We start from the raw sequence: 20,995 nt of genomic DNA on the forward strand, positions 1-20,995 counted from the left end.
CCGTCGTTCCTCCTCCTCGCGGCAGTTCGACACGGCGGGGGCGGTTCGGGTTGTACGGGAAGGACCGTGATCTGATTGGTACAGACCACTGCTGGTTCGTTGTGATAGAACCTCAGCTCTGGGCCGCAAGTGGTCCCGTGACGTGCGCCCCGGAGCCGAGCGAAGGGCGCCGAGGGGAGTGGCGGATGGTGCTGGCGGGGGTCGGGCGCCGGATCGGGCGGCACGGCGCGGTGCTGGCGGCCGTGGCCGTGAGCATCCTGGTGGCGACGGCGGTGCTGTCCGCGGTGGCCGGGCTGGCGCAGTCGGCCGCCGCGGCCGGGGTGCGCCAGCGCCTCGCCGCCGACGCCGGCCGCTCGGTGGAGGTGTCCGCGCGCTGGACGGCGCAGGGCCTGCCCGCGGCCGACCGGGCGGTGCACACGGCACTGGTCCGGGCGATGGCCGGCGTCCCCTTCCGCTCCGAGACCGCGCTGCGGGCCGGTATCGCCGTGGACCTGCCGCTGCCGCTCGCCGCGCGCCGGCAGGCCACCGAGACCGGGCTGCCCGGGCTCCCGGTGGCACTGCCCGACCCGGGCCGCTACGCCCGGCTGAGCAGCGGCAGTTGGCCGGACGCCGCCCCCGCCCCCGCCCCCGCCCCGGCGTCCTCCGCCGCCCCTGCCGACGCCCCCGGGAACGCCCTGCGCGTCGCCCTCCCCGAGACCGTCGCCGACCGCCTCGGCCTGGCGAGCGGCAGCACCGCGGTCGTCCCGGACCCCGCCACCGGCGGCCCGCTCACGCTCACCGTGACCGGCGTCTACCGCCCCGACCCGGCCGCCGACGCCTTCTGGAGCGGCCTGGCCGGCGCCGACGCCTTCTGGAGCGGCCTGGCCGGCGCCGACGGCGCGGACCGCGTCCTGCTGCTGGCCGACGGCGCCCAGCTGACGGCCCTGCCCACGTTCGGCAGCCGCACCCAGGCCGTCTGGCTGGCCCTGCCCGACACCGGCCGGTCGAGCCTGCCCGAACTCGCCGCGCTGCGCGACCGGGTGGCCGTCCTCGCCGGCTCCGACACCGCCCGCTCGGTCTACCGCGGCGCAGCCCCGCCCCTGGCCGACACCAGGGTGCGCAGCGCGCTGCCCGCCGCGGTCGACGGCCAGGCGGTGCCGGCCCTGGCCGCCAGGGCCGAGATCGCCGTTCCGCTCGCCCTGCTCGCCGTACTCGCCTCGGTGGTCCTGATTCTGACGGCCCGTCGGCTGGCCGACGCGATCGCCGTCGAGCAGGCGCTCCAGCGCTCCCGGGGAGCCGGCCTGGCGCGGCTGCTCGCGGTGGCGGCCGGCGAGTGGGCGGTGGCCGCCGTGCCGGCGGCGGCCTGCGGGCTGCTGCTGGTCGAGCCGCTGCTCGCCGCCGTCCTGCGCGGCGCCGGGGCGCACGGCCTGACCGCGGCCGACGGCCGAACCGCCTGGTGGGCCGCCGGGTTCGCGCTCGCGGTGCACGGCGCGGCCCTGCTGCTGCCGCTCGCCCGGCAGGCCTGGGACCCGCACGCCCGGCAGGCGCTGCGCCGGCGCCGCCCGCTTCGGCCGGGCCTGCAGCGGGCCGGAGCGGACCTGGCGCTGCTCGCCGTGGCGGTCCTCGGCTTCCTCCAACTGCGCCACTACCAGGGCGTGGTGGTGCCCGATGAGGGTGCGGGCTTCGACACCGGAGTCGACCCGGTCCTGGTGCTCGCCCCGGCGGCGATGGCGGTGGCCGGCGCGGTGCTGGCGCTGCGGGTGCTGCCGCCGGCCGGACGGCTGCTGGAACGGGCGGCCGCCCGCTCCCGCGGACTGGTCGCGCCACTGGGCGCCTGGCGGCTGAGCCGCGACGCCGGCCGCCAGGCGGTCCCGGTCCTGGTCACGCTCCTGGCCGTGGCCTGCGCCGGCCTGGCCGCCGGGGTCCTGGCCGCACTGCCGGCCGGCGACCGCGATCGGGCCGCCTTCACCGTCGGCGCCGACCTGCGGCTGTCCGGGGTGACCGGCGCGGCGGCGCAGCGGCACAGCGCGCTGGCCGCGCTGCCGGGCGTCACGGCCCTCACCCCGGTCGCCGACCAGTCGGCCTACGTGGGCAGCGCCGTGATCCGGACCGTCGCCGTCGACACCGCCGCCGCCGCGGCCTCCGGCGCCCTGCCGGCCCTGCGCCCCGACCAGGCCGACCGCCCGGCACCGGCGCTGCTGGCCCCGCTGACCGCCGCGCCCGCCCAGGGGCTCGCGATCCCCGGCGAGCCGACCGCCCTGGAGCTGACCGTCCAGGCCACCGCCGACCCCGCACCGCCGGACCGGGGCCCGAGCCTGCTGCTGTGGATCCAGGACGCCGACGGGCTGACCGAGCAGCTGACGCTCCCGCTGACGGCCGACGGCCGCCCCCACCCGCTGACCGTGAACCTGGCCGACGGCGGCCGGCGCAGCTACCCGCTGACCCTCGCCCGCGTCGGCGTCCGCTTCCCCGGCCCGCTGGCCCGGCGCACCACCCTGGACCTGGACCTGCCGCGGATCAGCGCCGTCACCGGCGACCGGCGAACCGACCTCGCCCTCGGACCGGACCGGTCCTGGGTCCGCTCCGGCGCGCCCTTCGTCAGCCCCACCGCACTCGGCTGCCCCGCCGGCGACCCGGCCCCGGACGCCCGGCCCGCCTCGGTGCTCGACGGCGGCGCCCAGGACGACCGGGCCACCGCCTGCACCTGGCACAGCCGCGGGCCCGGCCTCCTGCACGCGGTGCTGCGCTCCCAGAATCCCGCGAACGCCCTGGACCCGGCCGCCCTGGACACGTACTTCGCCGTGCGCCCCCCGACCGGCACCCCGACCGGCCCCCCGACCGGCACCCCGGACGGGAGCGCCCCGCCCGTCCTGTCCGCGATCGCCGACCGCACCCTGCTCGACGCGGTGAACGCCAAGGTCGGCGACACCATCCGGCTCACCTGGGACCGCGACCGCGACAGCGACCAGAAGGTCCGCATCACCGGGGAGGTCGACGCCCTGCCCGGCTACGGCCGCGGCCAGGGCCACCTGCTGCTGGACCTGCCCGCGCTCGCCGCCAACCACGCGCTCACCGGCGCGCCGCCGCCCGTCGACACCCACTGGTGGCTGGCCAGCGACGACCCCGCCGCCACCTGGGCCGCCGTCGACGGCCACAGCGCGTTCGGCCGCGCCCAGAGCGCACAGCGGCTCGCCGACGACCTGGCCGACGACCCGTTCCGGGCCGGACTGCGCTGCGCCTGGCTGCTGGTCATGGCCACCGCCCCGCTCTTCGCGGTGACCGCCCTGACCCTGCACGCCGTCGGCGCGGCCCGCTCCCGGCAACGGGAGTTCGCCGTGCTGCGCGCACTGGGCGCACGGACCGGCGAACTGACGGCGATGCTGCGCGCCGAACAGGTGGCGGTGACGGTGCCCCCGGTGCTGCTCGGCGGCCTGCTGGGCCTGCTGCTGACGGCCCTGCTGCTGCCGCTCACCGTGCTGGACGACAGCTCCGGCCCGGTCTTCCCGGCCCTGGCCACCGCCCCGGGCCGGCCGGCCGCCGCGCTCACCACGCTCGCCAGCGGCCTGCTGCTGGCCCTCACGGTCCTGGTCCTCACCCGGCTGCTGGCCAGGGTCGACCTGGTCCGGGCCCTGCGCGCGGGGGAGGACGGATGAGCCCGACGCCAGGACGGCGGCCCGGGACGGGGTCCGGCCTCGCGCCCGGCAGCGGGCGCGCCCCCGGGCCCGGCACCGCGTCCGGCACCGCGCCCGGCACCCTGCCCCGCAACGGACGCTTCGACGGCGGGAGCCCCGCATGCTGACACTGCGCCTGATCCGACGAGAGGCGCGGATCGCCTGGCCGGTGGCGGCCGGGCTGGCGCTGCTCTCCGTCCTGCTCACGGCGATCCCGCTGAGCTGGCCGCCGCGCTTCGACCGCCTCGCCGCCGGCGCGCTCGCGGACCGGGTCGCCCGCGCCCAGCTGTCCGGCCCGCTGATCACCGCCACGTCCACCACCGTCCCGCTGCCGTCCAGGCCCCGGATCACCCCCGGCGCCCTCGACCGCGACCTCGACCGGGCCGGCCACGCGGTGCGCGCCGCCGCCGGCCCGCGACTGGCCGCCGCGCTCGGCACACCGAATGGCCGCGTGAGCGCCCCCTCCGCGGTGGCGGAAGGGCCCGGAGTCCCCACCCCCTACGGCCGGCCCCCGGGGCTCAGCCTGGTCCACGCCCAGCCCGACGACGCCCACGGCCCGGTCGAGTACGTCCAGGGCCGCGCACCCCGGCAACCCGCACCCGACCCGACCGACCCGCCCGGACAGCCGCCCGCCGTCGAGGTCGCCGTCTCCGAAACCACCAGGGACCGCCTCGGCCTGACGACGGGTCAGCGATTCGGCCTGGCCGGCACCGGCTGGTCCACCCCGGTGCTCCTGGTCGGCGTCTTCCGCACCGACCACGGCGCCGACCGCCTCTGGCAGCAGTTCCCGATGCTCGTCGCCCCCTGGACCGTCCCGGCCGAGACCGGCCAGCAACTGGTCGGCCAACTCCTCACCAGCGCCGAAGGGATCGAACAGGTCGCGGGCCGCGGCACCGTACCGCTCGAACTGGCCTGGGACCTGCCCGTGGCCACCGACCGGTCCGGGCCCGCCGCCACCGCCACCGGGACCGCCGAACTGCGCGCCGCCCTCGCCGGGCTGCGCGCCGCCGACACCGCCCAGCGCTGCGGGGACGAATCCGGCGGCCTCTGCACACTGGCCGGCCAGATCGTGCCCAAGATCGCCGTCACCGACCGGCTCACGCCCGAACTGGACGCCTACGCCGCCCAACGAGGACGCGCCCAACAGCTCCAGGGCTTCGCGCTCGTCGGACTGCTCGCCGTGGTCGTGGCCACCGCCGTCGCCACCGCACGGCTCGGCGCCCGCCGCCGGGCCGGCGCCTTCGCCCTCCAGCTCTCCCGCGGCGCCGGGACCGCCGGGATCGCCGGCCGCCTGCTGGCCGAGGCCGCGGTCGCGGTCGGCGCCGGCGCCGCCGCGGGCTGGGCGATCGCCCGCGCCACCACGCCCCAGGGCACCGCCCTGGGGTCCGCCCTGCCGGCGGCCGTCGCCGCCCTGCTGGTCTGGTGCGCCCCGGCCGCCACCCTGCTCACCACCGCCCCGCGCACCCGGCCCCCGGCACGCGCGCGCCGCCTCGTCCTGGAAGCCCTGGCCCTGCTGCTCGCCGCGGGCGCACTGACCGCGCTGCGCACCCGCGGCGCCCTCGCCGGCTCCGGCCTCGACCTCCCGCTCGCCCTGACCCCGGTCCTGCTGGCCCTGGTCGCGGCGCTCGTCCTGCTCCGCCTGCTGCCCCCGCTGCTGCGCCGGGCCGCCCACTGGGCGCGCCGCTCGCGCGGCCCGGTCCCGCTGGTGGCACTCGCCCAGGCCGGCCGGCACACCGGCACGGCCGCACTCGCCCTGCTGGTCCTGACGCTGGCCATGGGCTACGGCGTCTTCGGCGCCGGGATCTCGCGCACCGTCACCGACAGCCGCGCCCGGAGCGCCGACTGGCGCACCGGCGGAGCACCGCTCGCCCTGGTCGGACCGCGCGACCGGCTGCCCGAGGACCTCTCCCACGTCCCCACCGTCGGCCACCAGGTGACCGTCACCGGCGCGAGCGGCGAACTCACCTCGCAGGACGACGGCACCACCTTCCCCGGCGCCCAGCTCGTCGGACTGGACGCCGCCGCCCTGTCCGCCGCCCGCCCCTCCTCCCCGGTCGCCCGCGCCCTGCTGGCCGCCGACGGGGCCGACGCGCCGGTGCGGCAGACCGGCGAGAACGGCGCCGAACCGCTGCTCACCGCCCTGGCCGACCCCGCCCTGGCCGCCCGCTTCCCCGACGGCACCTTCGAACTGTCCGCCCTGGGCACCAGCCGCGTCCTGGTCCACGTGATCGGCGCCCTGCCCGAGGACGCCCTGCGCGACCCGGTCCTCGGACCGGTCCTCGGCAACGGGCCGCGCCCCGGCGCCCTGCTGCTGTTCACCGGCCCCTCCGCACAACGCCTGCCCGCACAGCCCGGCCACCCCTCCGCACTCCTGCTCCACCCCGCCGCCGGCGCCCCGCCGCTGGACCGGGCCGCCGTGCGCACCGCGGCCACCCCGCAGCTCGCCCCCACCGGCAGGACCGGCCCGCGGGTCGAACTGCTCGACCACGCCGCGGAGTTCGAGGCCCTGCGCACCGACGGACTGGTCCGCTCGGTCCAGCTCGCCTTCCAGGTCACCACCGCACTCGCCCTGCTGCTCGCCCTCGGCGCCTTCGTCCTGGACCTCCTCCTCAGCGCCACCGAACGCGCCCGCGTCACCTCCTACCTGCGCACCCTGGGGCTCACCGGCCGCTCGGTACTCGCCCTGCAACTGCTGCACCCGCTGCCACTGCTGCTGACCGCCGCGGCCGGCGGAACCGCCCTGGGCCTGCTGCTGCCCGGGGCGCTCGGCCCCGGCCTGCGGCTGCAGGCGCTCACCGGAGCGCCCTTCGAACCCGCCGCACACACCGACTGGACCACCACCACGGCGCTCGGCCTCGCCCTGACCGTGCTGGTGACGGCGGCCGGCGCCCTGGAGACCGCGATCGCCCGCCGCCGCGCCCTGGGCGCCGTCCTACGACTGGGGGAGGCCCTGTGACCACCCGTGAGAACGAACGACCCGCCGCCGGGACCGACCGGCCCATGGTCCACTGCGAGAGCCTCGTACGGATCTACCGCACCGGCACCACCGCCCGCGGCGGCGTCGAGGTCCAGGCCCTGCAGGGACTCGACCTGACCGTGCGCGAGGGCGAACTGACCGCCCTGGTCGGGGCCTCCGGCTCCGGCAAATCCACCCTGCTCGGCATCCTCGCCGGCCTGGACACCCCCAGCGCCGGCACCGCCACCGTCGACGGCACCGACCTGGGCGCGCTCAAGCGGCGCGAACGCACCGCCTACCGCCGCCGCACCGTCGGAACGATCCAGCAGCAGACCGCCGCCAACCTGCTGCCCTACCTGACCGCCCGCGAGAACGTCCAACTGCCCATGGGCTACGCCGGCGTACCGCGCCGCCGCCGCGCCGCCCGGGCCACCGAACTGCTCGACCTGATGGGCATCGCCCAGGCGGGCGACCGCACCCCCGCCGCGCTCTCCGGCGGCGAACAGCAGCGGGTCGCCATCGCCGTCGCCCTCGCCAACGAACCCCGCCTGCTGCTCGCCGACGAACCCACCGGCGAACTGGACACCGCCACCTCGCAGGAGATCTTCACCGCCCTGCGCACCGCCAACAGCGAACTGGGCACCACCGTCCTGATCGTCACCCACGACGCCCTGGTGGCCGACCAGGTCCGCCGCACGGTACGGATCCGCGACGGGCGCACCTCCACCGAAGTGCTGCGGGGCCCCGCGGCCGCCGACGGTGATGGCGACGGCGACGGCGCACCCGTCGAGTACACGGTGCTGGACCGGGTCGGCCGGCTCCAACTGCCTCGCGACTTCACGGAATCCCTCGGCCTGGCGCACCGCGTTCGGCTGGTCCTCGAACACGACCACATCACCGTGTGGCCCGACCGCGACCGCCCGCCGGGCGCCGGACCCGCCGCGGACGGCGGCTGACCTCCGCCCGCCGCCCGACGCGCCGTCCGTCCGCCGCCCGACCCGCCGTCCGCCCGCCCGCCGACCGACAGGAACACCCGTTCTCCCGGCCCTGTCAGGGAACTGGACAGCGGTGCGGGAGTCGACCAGTCTCACCACCATGACGTTCCCCCAACACTCTCCCTCCGCCACACGCACAGCGCTCCTCCAGGCCGTCACCGCGGTCGGCGACGAAGCCGTCCCCCTGCTCGCCGACTGCCGCGGCGACATCCGCATCCCCGGCGCCGAGTGGACGGTCGCCGAGGCCGCCGCCCACCTCGCGATGGCCAACGAACTGATGGCCGCCCTCGCCGCCGGGGAGGAACGCCCGTACGGGGACGGCACCCCGGGCGCGCTGGCCGCGGCCAACGAGGTCTCGCTGGCCGCGCGACCCGAACGCGACCCGGCCGTACTCGCCGAGCAAATCGCCCGCCAGGCAGGGGAGTTCGCGGCAGCGGCCGGCCCGCGCACCGGCACCGAGCCGATGCTGACCCCGCTCGGCCCGATGGACCTGGACACCCTCGGCGCTTACCTGCTGACCCACATGCTGGCCCACCTCTACGACGTCGCCGTCGCGCTCGGCCGGCCCCACCCGATCGACCGGCAACGCGTCGGGCTGACCATGCCGTTCCTGCGAACGGCCATGCCCCTGGTGGCGGACGCCCGCACCGCGGCCGGCCACAGCGCCTGCTACCGGCTGCGACTGCGCGGCGCGGGCGGATTCGCGGTCACCTTCACCGACGGCGCCGTCGCGGTCAGCCAGGAGCCGCCCCGCCGCCCCGACTGCACGATCCTCGTCGAGCCGGTGGCGTTCTTCCTCCTCGCCCTGGGCCGCTGCTCCACCACCGGCGCCATCGCCCGCGGCAAGGTGCTCGCCTGGGGCCGCCGGCCCTGGCTGGCCCCGTCCTTCCCCGGACTGTTCACAGCCCCCTGAACCCGCGCGCCGGCCCGGCGCCATCGCCCGCGGCGCCCCCCTCGGCCTCACGGCACGCCCCGCAGGCGTTCCACTGGGGCCCGCCGGGCGCGGGGGAGCGGCGAGGGGCCAGGGTCATGTCGGAGGTGCTCAGGCCGCACAGCGTCAGGGGGCCGCAGGCGCCGGAGGCCTCCGCGGGGGCGCAGTGCGCCAGACGCACCGGGTCCCCGGGGCCCGCCGGCCCGCGGTCGGGGCCGAGGATCCGCACATTGGTCGGCGTATCGGGTTCGAGCACGATGACGGTGTCCATCTCCACAACCTCGCCGCCCGACCCGTCCGCTGCACCCGCACCGTGGCATCCGGCCCAGCCACCCCCACCCCTGACACCCCGCCCCGGCGCCCTCCCGGCGACGGGGTCCGGCCGGGGCCGCTAGCATCGCGCGCATGCTGGCGCTGCTCCACACCTCCCCGGTCCACGTCCCCGTCTTCGACGCGCTCCGGGACCGCGAGCACCCCGGGCTGTCCCTGCGGCACGTCGTGTCGGAGGGGTTGCTGGCCAGGGCCCTGGCCGAGGGGCCCGAGGCCGTCGCGGGGGACATCGACCGGGCTCTCGCCCCGGCGATCGCCGCCGGGGCCGCGGCGGTGCTGTGCACCTGTTCGACGATCGGGGGCGTCGCGGAGGCCCGGGCCGCGGCGCTGGGAGTGCCCGTGCTGCGCGTCGACCGTCCGATGGCGGCGGCCGCCGTCGCCGTCGCACCCGGCGGCGGCCGAGCCGTGACACGCATCGCCGTGATCGCCGCACTGGCCGGCACTCTGGGTCCGACCACGGCCCTCGTCGACGAGGAGGCCGCCCGATCCGGCCGGCCGGTCACGGTGACGGCCGCGGTGGTCGACGGCGCCTGGGACCGGTTCGAGAGCGGTGACCGCGCCGGCTACCTGACGGCGATCGCGGCCGCCGTCGAGGCCGTGGACGACGCGGACGCCGTCGTCCTCGCCCAGGCGTCCATGGCGGACGCCGCGCAGCGGACCGCGACCGCGGTGCCGGTCCTGTCCAGCCCGGCCCTCGGGCTGCGCGCCGCCGCTGCCGCCGCCGCGGTGGCACGCCCCGCGGCGGGGGCCGCACCGGCGGACGGCGGGCCCGCGTAGGGCAGTGCCGCCCGGCCGAGGACGTACCGCCCTCCCGCCGCGGCGGGGAGCACCGGGCCGCTTGAGCATCCGTACTCAGGCGGCGCTGTCGGTGCCGGATGACAGTGTGCGGGTACGTCGGGACGCCCGGGCCCGGCACCACGGAGGGGATGACCATGAGGCGTGCGAGTTTCGCCTGGACGACGGCGGTCGCGGCGATGGCGGCAATGGCGGCGGTCGCGGTGACGGCCGCCCCGGCGTCCGCCGGACAGGCCGGACAGGCAGGACAGGCCGGGGAGCCCGGGGAGTCCGGGGAGCCCGGGCACGGGACGCCGGGGACGGGCGAGATCCTGCCCTACCCCGGGCCGGAGGGCCTGATCTGGATCCCGGACTGGATCGGTGACGGCGGGGCGGTCACCGGCGGCGCCTACACGGCCGGTCCGCCCGTCACCGTCACGGTCGGCTGCCGGGGCGGCAGCGGCGGCGCGGGCGAGGTGCGGGTCACCTTCACGCCGTACTACGGCGACACCACCCCGGTGGAGTTCACCGTGCCCTGTCCGGCCGAGGCCGTCGACAGGGGCTCGGCGGTGGTGACGGCCGAGCAGGGCCGGTCCTTCCACGTCGGGGTGAGGGCGTCGGCCCCCGACGTGCACTGGGGGCTGGCGGTCACCCAGCCGGACGCCTGACCGACCCGGGGCGGGAACCGCTCGCCGGCCGCAGCCCTCGCGGGTGCGGCCGGCGGGCGTACGGAGCGGGTGCGGGCCGGCCCCACCGCCGGGGCCCGCCTCGCTATACATGCCATGTATACATGATGTGTATAGTCCTTGATCATGTCACTCGGACAGATGCTCCTCGGGTTCCTGGAAGCCCAGCCCCGCCACGGATACGACATCAAACGCCTCTACGACGAGCACTTCGGGCGCGACCGGTCCCTGCACTACGGGCAGGTGTACGCGACGCTCTCCCGGCTGCTGAAGAACGGCCTGGTCGTCGTGGAGGGTGTGGAGGCCGGCGACGGCCCGGACCGCAAGCGGTACGCCATCACCGACGCCGGAGTCACCGACCTCGCCGACTGGCTCAACCAGCCGGAGGACCCGCAGCCGTACCTGCAGAGCACCCTCTACCACAAGGTCGTGCTCGCCATCCTGACCGGACGCTCCGCCGCCGACGTCCTGGACACCCAGCGGGCCGAACACCTGCGGACCATGCGCGAACTGACCCGCCGCAAGCTCGCCGGCGACCTCGCCGACGAACTGATCTGCGACCACGCGCTGTTCCACCTGGAGGCCGACCTGCGCTGGCTGGAACTGACCGCCGCCCGCCTCGACGACCTCACCGCCCGCCTCACGGAGACCCCACGTTGACCAGCGCCGGACCCCTGCTCACCGCCCAGGACCTGCACAAGTCCTTCGGCCTCACCCCGGCCCTCGCCGGCGCCTCGCTCACCGTCGCCGCCGGCGAACTCGTCGCCGTCATGGGCCCCTCCGGCTCCGGGAAGTCCACCCTGCTGCACTGCCTCGCCGGCATCACCCGCCCCGACCGCGGCACCATCGGCTACCGGGGCCGCGACCTCACCACCTGCACCGACGCCGAGCTCAGCGCCCTGCGGCGCACCGAGTTCGGCTTCCTGTTCCAGTTCGGCCAGCTCGTCCCGGAACTCTCCTGCCTGGAGAACGTCGCGCTGCCGCTGCGCCTGAACGGCATGCGCCGCAAGGCCGCCGAGGCCCGCGCCGGCGAGTGGCTGGAACGACTGGAGGTCGCCGACGTCGCCGCCAAGCGCCCCGGCGAGGTGTCCGGCGGCCAGGGCCAGCGGGTGGGGGCCGCCCGCGCCCTGATCACCGGCCCCAAGGCGGTGTTCGCCGACGAGCCGACCGGCGCCCTCGACACCCTCAACGGCGAACGCGTCATGAAGCTGCTGACCGTCGCCGCGCGGGAGACCGGCGCGGCCGTCGTCCTGGTCACCCACGAGACGCGGGTCGCCGCCTACGCGGACCGCGAGGTCGTCGTCCGCGACGGCCGCACCCGCGACCTGGCGGCCGCCCGGTGAGCGCCGCCGACCCGAAGGTCCGCCGGCCGGCCCTGGACCAGCTCGCCCTCGGCGCCCGACTGGCCGTCACCAGCGGACAGGACGGCTGGGGCCGGCTGCTGCTCACCGCCTGCGGCGTCGGCCTGGGAGTGGCCCTGCTGCTCTTCACCGCCTCCTTCCCCGGCATCGTGCACCACCGCGACCAGCGCCTGTACACGCAGAACGACACCTTCCAGGACGAGGACCTGCCCACCCCCGGCGACCGGACGGTCCTGGTGGCCGTCGCCGACACCACCTTCCACGGCACGCCCGTCCGCGGCCGGATCGTCCAGCCCGAGGGCCCGAACGCGGCGCTGCCGCCCGGGGTGGCCGCCTACCCGAAGCCCGGCGAGATGGCCGTCTCCCCGGCCCTGGCCGACCTGCTGAAGGACCCCGCCAACCAGCTGCTGCGCGAGCGCCTGCCCCACCCCGTGGTCGGCACCATCGGCCCGGCCGGACTGCTCGGACCCGGCCAGGCCGACTTCGTGCTCGGCGGCGACCGCCTCTCGGTGGACACCGGCGCCGTCCGGATCACCGAGTTCGGCCACTTCTCACCGCCCAAATCCATGGACCCGAAGCTGATCCTGCTCAACGCCGTGGGCCTGACGGTGATGCTGGCCCCGGTCGGGGTCTTCCTCGCCGCCGCCGCGCGCTTCGGCGGCGAACGGCGCGACCGCCGCCTCGCCGCCCTGCGGCTCGGCGGCGCGGACCACCGGATGACCGCCCGGATCGCCGCCGGGGAGTCCCTGGTGGGCGCGGTGCTGGGCCTGGCCGCCGGGGCGGCGCTCTTCCTGATCGGCCGACAGGCGATCGGACGGATCCGGCTCGCCGGATTCAGCTTCTACCCCGAGGACGTCGCACCGCAGCCCGCCGTCGCTGCCGCGATCGCCGTGATCGTGCCGCTCATGGGCATCGGCGTCACCCTGCTCGCGATGCGCCGGGCGACCGTCGACCCGCTCGGCGTGGTCCGCCGCTCCGGCCCCGGCCGGCGCCGGATCGGATGGCGCCTGATGCTGCCGCTGGCCGGCCTGGCCCTGACGGTGTTCGCCCTCGCGCTCTTCGACCCGGGGAACGGCACACACGGATCGCTCCTCGTGGCCGTCGGCGTGATGCTGACGCTGATCGGCCTCTGCACCCTCCTGCCGTGGCTGGTGGAGGCCGTCACCCGACGGGCCGGCGGCGGCGGGCTTTCCTGGCAACTGGCCACCCGCCGCCTGCAGTTGGGCTCGGGACCGGCCGCCGCGGCGGTCAGCGGCGTCGTGGTGGCGATCGCCGGGGCGATCGCCCTGCAGACGCTCTTCCTCGGCATCAGCACACAGTACGAGGGCAACACCCGGGGCGTGCCCGCCGCCGGGCCGTACCAGCAGTCGGTGTCCTTCCCCGGCGGCGCGCCCACCGCCGACGGCATCGCCGAACGCCTGGCGCACAGCGCCGCGGTCAAGGCCACCGCGGCGTACACCGAGTTCTCCCTGGAGAGCGGGACGGCCAGGTCCTGGCAGCTGCCCTCGGTCCGGATCGCCTCCTGCACGGTGCTGCGCGGCTTCGCGACCCTGCCCGACTGCAAGGACGGCGACGCCTTCGCGGTCCAGGGACCGGCCGGGCGGCCGGACGCCGAACCGGTCCGGCCCGGGACGACCGTCCACGCCGCCTACTTCCGGGGCACCGGCGAGCCGGCCCCCTTCCCGCTGCCCGCCGTGACGGCCACCGTCACCGCCGTCGAGGGCGCGGACCCCAACGGGCGGCTCGGATCCGGCCTGCTGCTGCTCACCCCCGCCGCCGTGCCGGCCGAGGCGCTGCGCGGACAGCCGGCGACCGTCCTGGTGTCGCTCGCCGACGGCCTGACGGACCCCAAGGAGCAGCTGACCACAGCCGTGATGGCGATCGACCCGCAGGCCCGCACCGGGTTCCCGCTCGACAACACGCTCGACCCCACCTACCTCGCGGTCAAGCGCCTGCTGACGGCGGGATCGGCGATCACCCTCCTGCTGGTCTCCCTCAGCCTGCTGGTCGGCCAGCTGGAGCGCTTCCGGGAACAGCGCCGGGTGCTCGGCGTGCTGAACGCCGTCGGCACCCGCCGCCGCGTCCTGGGCCTGTCGGTGCTGTGGCAGACGCTGCTCCCGATGGCCCTGGGCCTGGTGCTGGCGGCCGTCGGCGGCCTGCTGATGGGAACGGTGCTGCAGTACGCGGCGGGCGTCCCGTGGAACGTGGACTGGGGCTCGATGCTGGCCATGTCGGGAATCGCGGCCGGCGCGGTCCTCCTCACCACCGCCCTCGGACTGCCGCGCCTCCTGCGGCTGATGCGGCCCGACGCGCTGCGCTACGAGTAGCCCGGATCCCGCGCGGCGCCCCGACGCACCCCGGCCGGTCCCCGCGGGGGCCGTCTCCCGCGCCGGGGCGGGAGACGGCGGCTTGGGGGCGGCGGTACGGGAGCCGGCCGGGGAGGCGGCCCGGGGGATCAGCCGCCGACGGCCGACCCGTCCGCGACGGGCCGCCAGGGGGAGAGGTCGACGGCGCTCTGGACGTAGCCGGCCCGGTCCCAACTGCCGTTCGCGTGACGGATGGTGTGGTAGAGCGAGCCGTTGTTGGCGCAGGTCTCGAAGAGCAGCTGCAGCTCGTTGTTCACATTGGCGCCGTCGGCGCCGCACACGTAGAAGGGCTGGGTGAGGATCTGCTGGCCGATGGGCCCCCAACCGGCCCAGTTCCCGTCGGAGTTGCGGATCGTGTGGTAGACGGCGATCTGGCTGTTGTTCACCACGGCGACCTGCAGCGCGCCGTTGATGCCCACCGCGACCACGTCGTGCGGCCAGCCCCAGGGGGAGGGGGTCCCGGCCGCGCCCATGATGTTGCCCCAGCCGGCCCAGGTGCCGTCCGCGTGCCGGATGGTGTGGAGCACGCTGCCGTCGTTCCACATGGTGGCCACGATGTGCAGTTCGCCGTTCACCTCGGCCGTCGCCAGGCTGAAGTATTTGTCCGAGCCGAGTCCCGGAGGGGCGCTGATCGCTCCCCAGGGCTGCCAGCTCCCGTCCGGGTTCTCGACGGTGTGGACGAGCCGGCCCGCGGGGTCGACCGCCGCCAGCTGGACCCGGCCGTCCACGATGGCCGCGCCGGCCGTGCCCAGCTGGAAGTACTCGCTGGAGACGGGCAGTTCCGCCAGGCCCCGCATCGGGGTCGGGGCGGACCAGCTGCCGTCGGGCTGCTGCGTCGACTGGACGAACTGCACGCTCATCGGGCCGGAGCTCCGGAGCCCGAACAGCCGCAGCCGCCCGGAGTCGACGACGGTCGTCCAGTACCGGAAGCCGCCGAACTGCGGGATCTCCCTGGCGGCGTCCCAGGTGCCGTCCGGTGCCCGGCGGGTCTGGACGACCTTCCACGGATCGGCGCGCAGCATCAGGTTCAGCCCGGCCGTCGGGGCGGCGTCGCTCCCGGTCGAGCGGGGCGCGGCCCCGGCCGGCGCGGCCGTCATCACGGTGGCGAGCGCCACCGAGGCGGCCAGCATCGAAGCGACGCGTACCCGGCGTCGGCGGGTGGTCCTCAGCACGACAACATCCCCCTGTTCAGGTGGCCCCGATCGGGCCAGGTGCTGTCATACCAGAGCCAGGAGAGCAGGGGGAAGCGGAAATTCCGCCGGCCGCGGTCGCTGGCGGTGGCGGTGGCGGGCGCGGGCGGCCGGGCCGGCGGACGTCACCCCAGCGCGGCCGCCTTGCGCAGCAGCACCGACCGCTCGCGGGAGTTGCGGCACAGGCGGGCGGCGAGTTCCAGCTCGGCACGGGCCTCGGCGGTGCGGTCGAGGCGGAGCAGCAGTTCGCCGCGCACACCGGGGAGCAGGTGCGACCCGGACAGGCGGCCGGAGGCGGCCAGGTCGTCGACGATGGACAGCGCCTCCCGCGGTCCGCCCGCCATCGCGACGGCCACCGCGCGGTTGAGGTCGACGACGGGGGAGGGGGCCACTCGGCCGAGCGCCTCGTACAGGAGCACGATGCGGTCCCAGTCGGTCTCCGGCACCGAGGGCGCCGTCGCGTGGCAGGCGGCGATCGAGGCCTGCAGACCGTACGGTCCGAGGCCCCGCCCGAGGGCGGCGGCGCGGCCGAGCGCGGCCAGACCGCGCCGGATCGCGGAGCGGTCCCACCGGCGCCGGTCCTGGTCCTCCAGGAGCACCGCCTCGCCGTCGGGCCCGGTGCGGGCCGGGAAGCGCGCGGCGGTGAGCTCGAACAGCGCGAGCTGGCCGTGCACCTCGGGCTCCCCGGGCAGCAGGGCGGCCAGGACCCGGGCCAGCCGTACGGCTTCGTAGGCGAGGTCGGGGCGCAGCAGGTGGTCGCCGGCCGTCGCCGTCGAGCCCTCCGTGAAGACCACGTACAGGACGCTCAGGACGGCGCCGAGCCGCGCCGGCCGTTCCTCGGGCGGCGGCAGCTCGAACGGCACGTGGGCGGCGGCGATCGTCTTCTTGGCCCGGGTGATGCGGGCCTGCACGGTCGGTACCGGCACGAGGAAGGCGCGGGCGATCTCCTCGCTGGACAGGCCGCCCACCACGCGCAGCGTGAGTGCCACCCGGGCCTCGGGCGACAGCACCGGGTGGCACGCGACGAACATGAGGGACAGGACGTCGTCGTCGACCCGGTCCGGGTCCCACGGCAGATCGTCGGGCGGCGCGGGCGGGTCGGCCGCGCCCGAGCTGGACTGGCCGTCGGCGAGCCGGCCGGCGAGCGCGGCGTACCGCTCGTCGCGGGCCGACCTGCGGCGGAAGGCGTCGACGGCCCGCCGCCGCGCGGTCGCCAGCAGCCAGCCCACCGGGTTGGCCGGCGCACCGTCGCGCGTCCAGGTGACGAGTGCCTCCGCCAGCGCCTCCTGCGCGACGTCCTCGGCCAGCGCGAAGTCCCCGGTGTAGCGGGCCAGCGCCCCGACGATCCGTGCCGACTCGATCCGCCAGACGGCCTCGACGGCCCGCCGCGCCGACTCGGCGACCGGCGGGCCGTCGGTGGCCCCGGCTGTCACAGCTGGCCGGTCCTCTCGCGCCACGCCCGCTCCTTGACGATCCACTCGTTGTCCTGCGGGAACTCCTCGATGCCCGGCACGCGGCGGACCTCGCACTTCGAGCCGGGCAGCGCCGGGAGGCGCTTGGCCCACTCGACGGCCTCCTCCTTCGAGGCGACGTCGATCACGTAGAAGCCGCCGAACAGCTCCTTCGTCTCGCCGTACGGTCCGTCGGTGACCACCGGGGTCTCCCCGCCGAAGTCCACCACCACGCCCTGCGAGGGGTCGTCCAGCCCCTCGGCGGCGACGAGCACGCCCGCCCGGATCAGCTCCTCGTTGAAACGGCCGACCGTTTCGAGCATCTCCTCGAAGGGCGTCTCCATCATCTTCGCGACGGACTCGTCGGTGCCCCGCATGATCAGCATGTACTTCGCCATCTCCGGCCTCCTCGTTCGGGGGTCGCCTCTCGACCCTTCCGGTCCCAGGTCGAACGGCGCGGTCGCGGATCGACACGGTGGGCGGACCCGGATCATTTTCTTCGTGTTCTTCGTGTTCCCCGCGACGGGGGCCCGCGTCGCACGCAGGGGAGCAGGGGAGCAGGGGAGCAGGGGAGCCGGGGCCCGGCCGGCGTCCGGCCGGATCAGGGCTGCCGGCGGGCGCGTTCGGTGATGTTGCGGGCCATGCCCCCGAACACCACGGTGTGGAACGGCGCGGCGGCCCACCAGTACGCGTGTCCGGCCAGGCCGTGCGGGTGGAACAGGGCCCGCTGCCGGTACCGGGTCCCGCGGTCCCCGTCCGGTGCGACGGAGAGTTCGAGCCAGGCCGGTCCGGGCAGGCGCATCTCGGCCCGCAGGCGCAGCAGCCGGCCGGGTTCGATCTCCTCGACGCGCCAGAAGTCCAGGGAGTCCCCGACCCGCAGCCGGGCCGGGTCGCGGCGGCCCCGGCGCAGTCCGACGCCGCCGACCAGGCGGTCCAGCCGGCCGCGCACGGCCCAGGCGAGCGGGAAGGAGTACCAGCCGTTGTCGCCGCCGATGCTCTCGATCACCCGCCAGACGGCGGCGGGCGGCGCGGCCACGACGCGTTCCCGGACGTCCTGGTAGAGGCTGCCGCCGGCCCAGTCGGGATCGGTGGGCAACGGGTCGCTGGGCACACCGGGCAGCGAGGCGGAGGACCAGCGGGTGGCGACGTCGGCGTCCTTGATCCGGCGCAGGGCGAGCGTGACGGCCCGGTCGAAGCCGGTCAGGCCCTCCGGCGGGTCGGGCACCCAGCGGGCGATGTCGTGCTCGCCGCAGACGACCTCGTGGCGCAGGGACTCGACGAGGGGGCGGGCGATGGACCCCGGCACCGGGGTCACCAGACCGACCCAGTAGCTGGAGAGGCGGGGGGTGAGGACCGGCACGGGGACGACGAGGCGCCGGCGCAGCCCGGCGACGCTGGCGTAGCGCTGCATCATCTGCTCGTAGGTGAGGACGTCGGGGCCGCCGATGTCGAAGGTGCGGTTCAGCCCGGGCGGCAGGTGGGCGGCGCCGACCAGGAAGCGCAGGACGTCCCGGACGGCGATCGGCTGGATCCGGGTGGACACCCAGCGCGGGGTGACCATCGCGGGCAGGCGTTCGGTGAGGTGGCGCAGCATCTCGAAGGAGGCGCTGCCGGAGCCGATGATCACGGCGGCGCGCAGTTCGGCCGTCGGGACACCGCCGGCGCGCAGGACACGGCCGACCTCGGCGCGCGAGCGCAGGTGGGGGGAGAGGTCCGCCTCGGGCACCCCGGCGGGGACGAGGCCGCCGAGGTAGACGATCCGGGTGACGCCGGCGGCCGCCGCGGCTGCCGCGAAGGCGCGGGCGGCGTCGCGGTCGGTCGCCTCGAAGGACGGCCCGGTGCCGAGCGAGTGGACGAGGTAGTAGGCGACGTCGACGCCGTCGAAGGCCCCGGCGAGGGTGGCGGGGCGGGTGACGTCACCGGTGGCGGTCTCCACCCGGGCCCGCCAGGGCTGGTCGCGCAGCCGCCGGGGATCGCGCACCAGGCAGCGCACGGTGTGCCCGCGGGCGAGCAGTTCGGGCACGAGCCGGCCGCCGATGTAGCCGGTCGCCCCGGTCACCAGGCAGCGCAGCGGGCCGGGCCGCAGCGGATCCATGTCGACTCCTCTCCGGAAGCAGCACCCGCGGCTTCCGCCGGGCCGGGAAGCCCTCGTCCGGTTCCACGTTCCCGCACCGGAAGGCCCGGCGCGCCCGCTGCCGCGCCCGCGGTCGCCCGAGCCGGGCCACGGCCGGGCCTCGCGCGGCCGGCCGCGGCCCGCAGGCCCCGGGCCCGTACGGCCGGTCGCCGTCCGCCTCCCGGGCCGCCCTCGCGGCCCCGCCCGCCGCCCGCCGAGCCGATCCCGGGCCGCCCGCCGAGCCGATCCCGGGCCGGCCGTCCACCCGCACGCACTTGACGGAATGTCACGATCCGATCTTCATCCTGTCCGGATGATTGTGACGCTGTGCATGCCACCAAAAGCCGTCCACCGACCGTCCTGTGAGGTGTCCACGCAAGTCAGCACGCACCGCCATCGGGGAGCCACCATGTCCGTCCGCCACCGTCACCAGCTGCTCGCCTCCGCCGCCCTTGTCGTCGGAGCCGGCCTCGCGCTGACCGCCTGCGGGCCCGACAACACCGACACGGCCGGCGGCCCGGGGGCCTCCGCGGCCGCCACGGTGGCCGTCACGCCCCCGGCCTCCGGTGCCCCCACGGCGGGCGCACCGGCCACGGGAGCGGCGACGAAGCCCGCCCCGCAGAAGCCGTCCGGCGCGAGCACCCCGGGCGGCACCAAGTCCGACGGCGGCGGTGCCGGCGCCGCCGCCCACCCGTGCGACATCAAGAACCTCTCGATCAAGGTGACGGCCCGGTCCGGGGCGGCCGGCCAGCGGGTGATCGAGGTGCGCAACACCGGTGCGAGCTCCTGCAGCCTGAGCTCCTCCCCGGGGGTCGACCTCGGCGACTCCGTCTCGCCCGACCAGAGCAAGAACGTCAAGCCGATACTCGCCAGCGGCACCGAGCGCTTCACGGTCCCGGCGGGGCAGAACGCCTACGCGGTGATCGACCTCGACCCGAGCGGCGCCACCACCGGCACCACCCCCGGCATCAACGAGATCAACGTGCTGGCCGACGACGAGGGCACCAACATGCCCCTCGCGAACACCCAGAACTTCCCGCTCGACAGCGGCGTGCGGGTGCTGAACCCCAAGATGGGCAACTACCGCTCCAGCGTGGCGGACGCCGTCGCCTCCATGACGGCCGCCCCCAAGTAGCCCCGGAACCGGCCCGCCCGCCACGGCGGCACCTGCCGCCACGGCCGGAGCGGGCGGCGAGAACCCCTCGCCCCTCCAGGGCCTGCTCCGGCACCTGCGACGGCGGCCCCCGCCCCCGCCGTCGCCATTACCGCCACCGTCATCGGGGCTGTTCGGCCGGTCCCCCGGCAGACGGCTCCCGCTCCGGCATCCGGGTGAAATGAAGCGGAGTCGCCTGGCGCGAATGGAAGCCGGGTCCGACGCTGCCAGAATGCAATTTCCTCGGGTCCACCTGCACAGGCGGTGCCACCGGACAGCTGGAGCGGAACATGCGAATCATTCGACCACGCAATAGTCCGGAAAGGGAGACCGGCGCAGGCGCTGGAAGCCTCCCGTGGACACTCATGTATCACTCGGTGACGTCGACGGTCGAGGACCCCTATCTGATCACCGTCGATCCCGCGCGGTTCCGCCGCCAGCTGCGCTGGCTGTCCGCCCGCGGGCTGCGCGGGGTGTCGGTGGGCGAGCTGATGCGTTCCCACCGGGACGGCACCGCGGCGGGCCTGGTCGGGCTCAGCTTCGACGACGGGTACCGCGACTTCCTGGAGGAGGCCATGCCCGCACTGGCGGAGTACGGCTTCACCGCGACGGTCTACGTGGTGGCCGGCCGGCTCGGCGGATCCAACGACTGGGACCGGCAGGGCCCGCGCAAGCCGCTGATGACGGCGGACGAGGTCCGGGAAGCCGCTGCCGCCGGGGTGGAGATCGGCTCGCACGGGCTGACCCACCGGCGGCTGGCGGGCCTGGGCGCGCGGGACCTCGCCGCCCAGGTCACCGACAGCCGCCACGTGCTGGAGGACCTCACGGGCCGGGAGGTCGACGGGTTCTGCTACCCGTACGGCTCGCTCGACGACGCCGCCGTGGAGGCGGTGGAGCAGGCCGGCTACGCGTACGGGTGCGCGGTCAGCCCCGGGCCCCACAGCGGGGTGTACGCGCTTCCCCGATGTTACGTCGGGGACCGGGACGGACCGCTGCACCTGACCGCGAAGCTGGTGCGCGACCGCTGGCGGCGCTGACG

Annotated in this window: 16 protein-coding genes; 11 read left to right on the forward strand and 5 right to left on the reverse strand. The window is 76.4% G+C overall.

The annotated features are described in order from the left end of the window. The first annotated feature begins 185 nt into the window (after nt 1-185). The 4 genes from ACFVVA_RS37305 to ACFVVA_RS37320 all read left to right on the forward strand — a co-directional run bounded on the left by ACFVVA_RS37305 (nt 186) and on the right by ACFVVA_RS37320 (nt 8,514). A complete protein-coding gene (locus ACFVVA_RS37305) occupies nt 186-3,632 on the forward strand; it encodes an FtsX-like permease family protein (RefSeq protein WP_387695149.1) in 3,447 nt (1,148 codons plus the stop codon). Nucleotides 3,633-3,771: 139 nt separating this feature from the next. Next, complete coding sequence (locus ACFVVA_RS37310) at nt 3,772-6,606, forward strand: hypothetical protein (protein ID WP_387695150.1); 2,835 nt, start codon at nt 3,772-3,774, stop codon at nt 6,604-6,606. A gap of 44 nt (nt 6,607-6,650) precedes the next feature. Continuing rightward, a complete protein-coding gene (locus tag ACFVVA_RS37315; RefSeq protein ID WP_387695173.1) occupies nt 6,651-7,562 on the forward strand; it encodes an ABC transporter ATP-binding protein in 912 nt (303 codons plus the stop codon). A 139-nt stretch (nt 7,563-7,701) separates the two neighbouring features. Continuing rightward, nucleotides 7,702-8,514, forward strand: coding sequence for a maleylpyruvate isomerase family mycothiol-dependent enzyme (locus tag ACFVVA_RS37320; protein ID WP_387695151.1), 813 nt, complete (start codon nt 7,702-7,704; stop codon nt 8,512-8,514). Here ACFVVA_RS37320 and ACFVVA_RS37325 read toward each other — a convergent pair. After that, nucleotides 8,501-8,803 (reverse strand): hypothetical protein, encoded by a 303-nt coding sequence (locus ACFVVA_RS37325; protein WP_387695152.1) that lies wholly within the window; start codon nt 8,801-8,803, stop codon nt 8,501-8,503. The two genes, ACFVVA_RS37320 and ACFVVA_RS37325, sit on opposite strands and share 14 nt — an antisense overlap. A gap of 134 nt (nt 8,804-8,937) precedes the next feature. Between ACFVVA_RS37325 and ACFVVA_RS37330 the strand changes: the two genes are divergently transcribed. The 5 genes from ACFVVA_RS37330 to ACFVVA_RS37350 all read left to right on the forward strand — a co-directional run bounded on the left by ACFVVA_RS37330 (nt 8,938) and on the right by ACFVVA_RS37350 (nt 14,010). Beyond that, the gene (locus ACFVVA_RS37330) at nt 8,938-9,639 is read left to right on the forward strand and encodes an aspartate/glutamate racemase family protein (RefSeq protein ID WP_387695153.1); all 702 of its coding nucleotides are present in this window, start codon (nt 8,938-8,940) and stop codon (nt 9,637-9,639) included. 155 nt (nt 9,640-9,794) lie between these two features. After that, complete coding sequence (locus tag ACFVVA_RS37335; protein WP_387695154.1) at nt 9,795-10,304, forward strand: hypothetical protein; 510 nt, start codon at nt 9,795-9,797, stop codon at nt 10,302-10,304. A 144-nt stretch (nt 10,305-10,448) separates the two neighbouring features. Then, a complete protein-coding gene (locus ACFVVA_RS37340; RefSeq protein ID WP_387695155.1) occupies nt 10,449-10,982 on the forward strand; it encodes a PadR family transcriptional regulator in 534 nt (177 codons plus the stop codon). After that, nucleotides 10,979-11,665: an ABC transporter ATP-binding protein gene (locus tag ACFVVA_RS37345; protein WP_387695156.1), complete on the forward strand. Its 687-nt coding sequence runs from the start codon at nt 10,979-10,981 to the stop codon at nt 11,663-11,665. Before ACFVVA_RS37340 ends, ACFVVA_RS37345 begins: the two co-directional genes overlap by 4 nt. Beyond that, complete coding sequence (locus ACFVVA_RS37350) at nt 11,662-14,010, forward strand: FtsX-like permease family protein (RefSeq protein ID WP_387695157.1); 2,349 nt, start codon at nt 11,662-11,664, stop codon at nt 14,008-14,010. Before ACFVVA_RS37345 ends, ACFVVA_RS37350 begins: the two co-directional genes overlap by 4 nt. A 128-nt stretch (nt 14,011-14,138) precedes the next feature. Here ACFVVA_RS37350 and ACFVVA_RS37355 read toward each other — a convergent pair whose 3' ends face one another. The 4 genes from ACFVVA_RS37355 to ACFVVA_RS37370 all read right to left on the reverse strand — a co-directional run bounded on the left by ACFVVA_RS37355 (nt 14,139) and on the right by ACFVVA_RS37370 (nt 18,785). After that, complete coding sequence (locus ACFVVA_RS37355) at nt 14,139-15,221, reverse strand: hypothetical protein (RefSeq protein ID WP_387695158.1); 1,083 nt, start codon at nt 15,219-15,221, stop codon at nt 14,139-14,141. 143 nt (nt 15,222-15,364) lie between these two features. Continuing rightward, nucleotides 15,365-16,696: an RNA polymerase sigma factor gene (locus ACFVVA_RS37360; RefSeq protein WP_387695159.1), complete on the reverse strand. Its 1,332-nt coding sequence runs from the start codon at nt 16,694-16,696 to the stop codon at nt 15,365-15,367. Next, complete coding sequence (locus ACFVVA_RS37365) at nt 16,669-17,088, reverse strand: YciI family protein (protein WP_380552160.1); 420 nt, start codon at nt 17,086-17,088, stop codon at nt 16,669-16,671. The genes ACFVVA_RS37360 and ACFVVA_RS37365 overlap by 28 nt, the downstream gene beginning before the upstream one ends. A 203-nt stretch (nt 17,089-17,291) precedes the next feature. Continuing rightward, nucleotides 17,292-18,785, reverse strand: a complete 1,494-nt coding sequence (locus ACFVVA_RS37370) for an SDR family oxidoreductase (protein ID WP_387695160.1) — start codon at nt 18,783-18,785, stop codon at nt 17,292-17,294. A gap of 427 nt (nt 18,786-19,212) precedes the next feature. On the opposite strand from ACFVVA_RS37370, the gene ACFVVA_RS37375 reads away from it, so the two are divergent. Both ACFVVA_RS37375 and ACFVVA_RS37380 read left to right on the forward strand, forming a co-directional pair. Next, complete coding sequence (locus tag ACFVVA_RS37375) at nt 19,213-19,938, forward strand: DUF4232 domain-containing protein (RefSeq protein ID WP_387695161.1); 726 nt, start codon at nt 19,213-19,215, stop codon at nt 19,936-19,938. A 383-nt stretch (nt 19,939-20,321) separates the two neighbouring features. After that, nucleotides 20,322-20,993, forward strand: a complete 672-nt coding sequence (locus ACFVVA_RS37380; RefSeq protein WP_387695162.1) for a polysaccharide deacetylase family protein — start codon at nt 20,322-20,324, stop codon at nt 20,991-20,993. Nucleotides 20,994-20,995: the final 2 nt, after the last annotated feature.

The sequence above is a fragment of the Kitasatospora sp. NPDC058048 genome (genome assembly GCF_042885555.1).
In the GTDB taxonomy this organism is placed as follows: Bacteria; Actinomycetota; Actinomycetes; order Streptomycetales; family Streptomycetaceae; genus Kitasatospora; species Kitasatospora lactacystinica.

Coding starts and splice junctions, on each gene's coding strand:
- ACFVVA_RS37320 (WP_387695151.1), top strand. CDS start 7,702: ATGACGTTCCCCCAACACTCTCCCTCCGCCACACGCACAGCGCTCCTC.
- ACFVVA_RS37375 (WP_387695161.1), top strand. CDS start 19,213: ATGTCCGTCCGCCACCGTCACCAGCTGCTCGCCTCCGCCGCCCTTGTC.
- ACFVVA_RS37340 (WP_387695155.1), top strand. CDS start 10,449: ATGTCACTCGGACAGATGCTCCTCGGGTTCCTGGAAGCCCAGCCCCGC.
- ACFVVA_RS37370 (WP_387695160.1), bottom strand. CDS start 18,785: ATGGATCCGCTGCGGCCCGGCCCGCTGCGCTGCCTGGTGACCGGGGCG.
- ACFVVA_RS37310 (WP_387695150.1), top strand. CDS start 3,772: ATGCTGACACTGCGCCTGATCCGACGAGAGGCGCGGATCGCCTGGCCG.
- ACFVVA_RS37380 (WP_387695162.1), top strand. CDS start 20,322: ATGTATCACTCGGTGACGTCGACGGTCGAGGACCCCTATCTGATCACC.
- ACFVVA_RS37325 (WP_387695152.1), bottom strand. CDS start 8,803: ATGGACACCGTCATCGTGCTCGAACCCGATACGCCGACCAATGTGCGG.
- ACFVVA_RS37315 (WP_387695173.1), top strand. CDS start 6,651: ATGGTCCACTGCGAGAGCCTCGTACGGATCTACCGCACCGGCACCACC.
- ACFVVA_RS37305 (WP_387695149.1), top strand. CDS start 186: ATGGTGCTGGCGGGGGTCGGGCGCCGGATCGGGCGGCACGGCGCGGTG.
- ACFVVA_RS37365 (WP_380552160.1), bottom strand. CDS start 17,088: ATGGCGAAGTACATGCTGATCATGCGGGGCACCGACGAGTCCGTCGCG.
- ACFVVA_RS37335 (WP_387695154.1), top strand. CDS start 9,795: ATGAGGCGTGCGAGTTTCGCCTGGACGACGGCGGTCGCGGCGATGGCG.
- ACFVVA_RS37330 (WP_387695153.1), top strand. CDS start 8,938: ATGCTGGCGCTGCTCCACACCTCCCCGGTCCACGTCCCCGTCTTCGAC.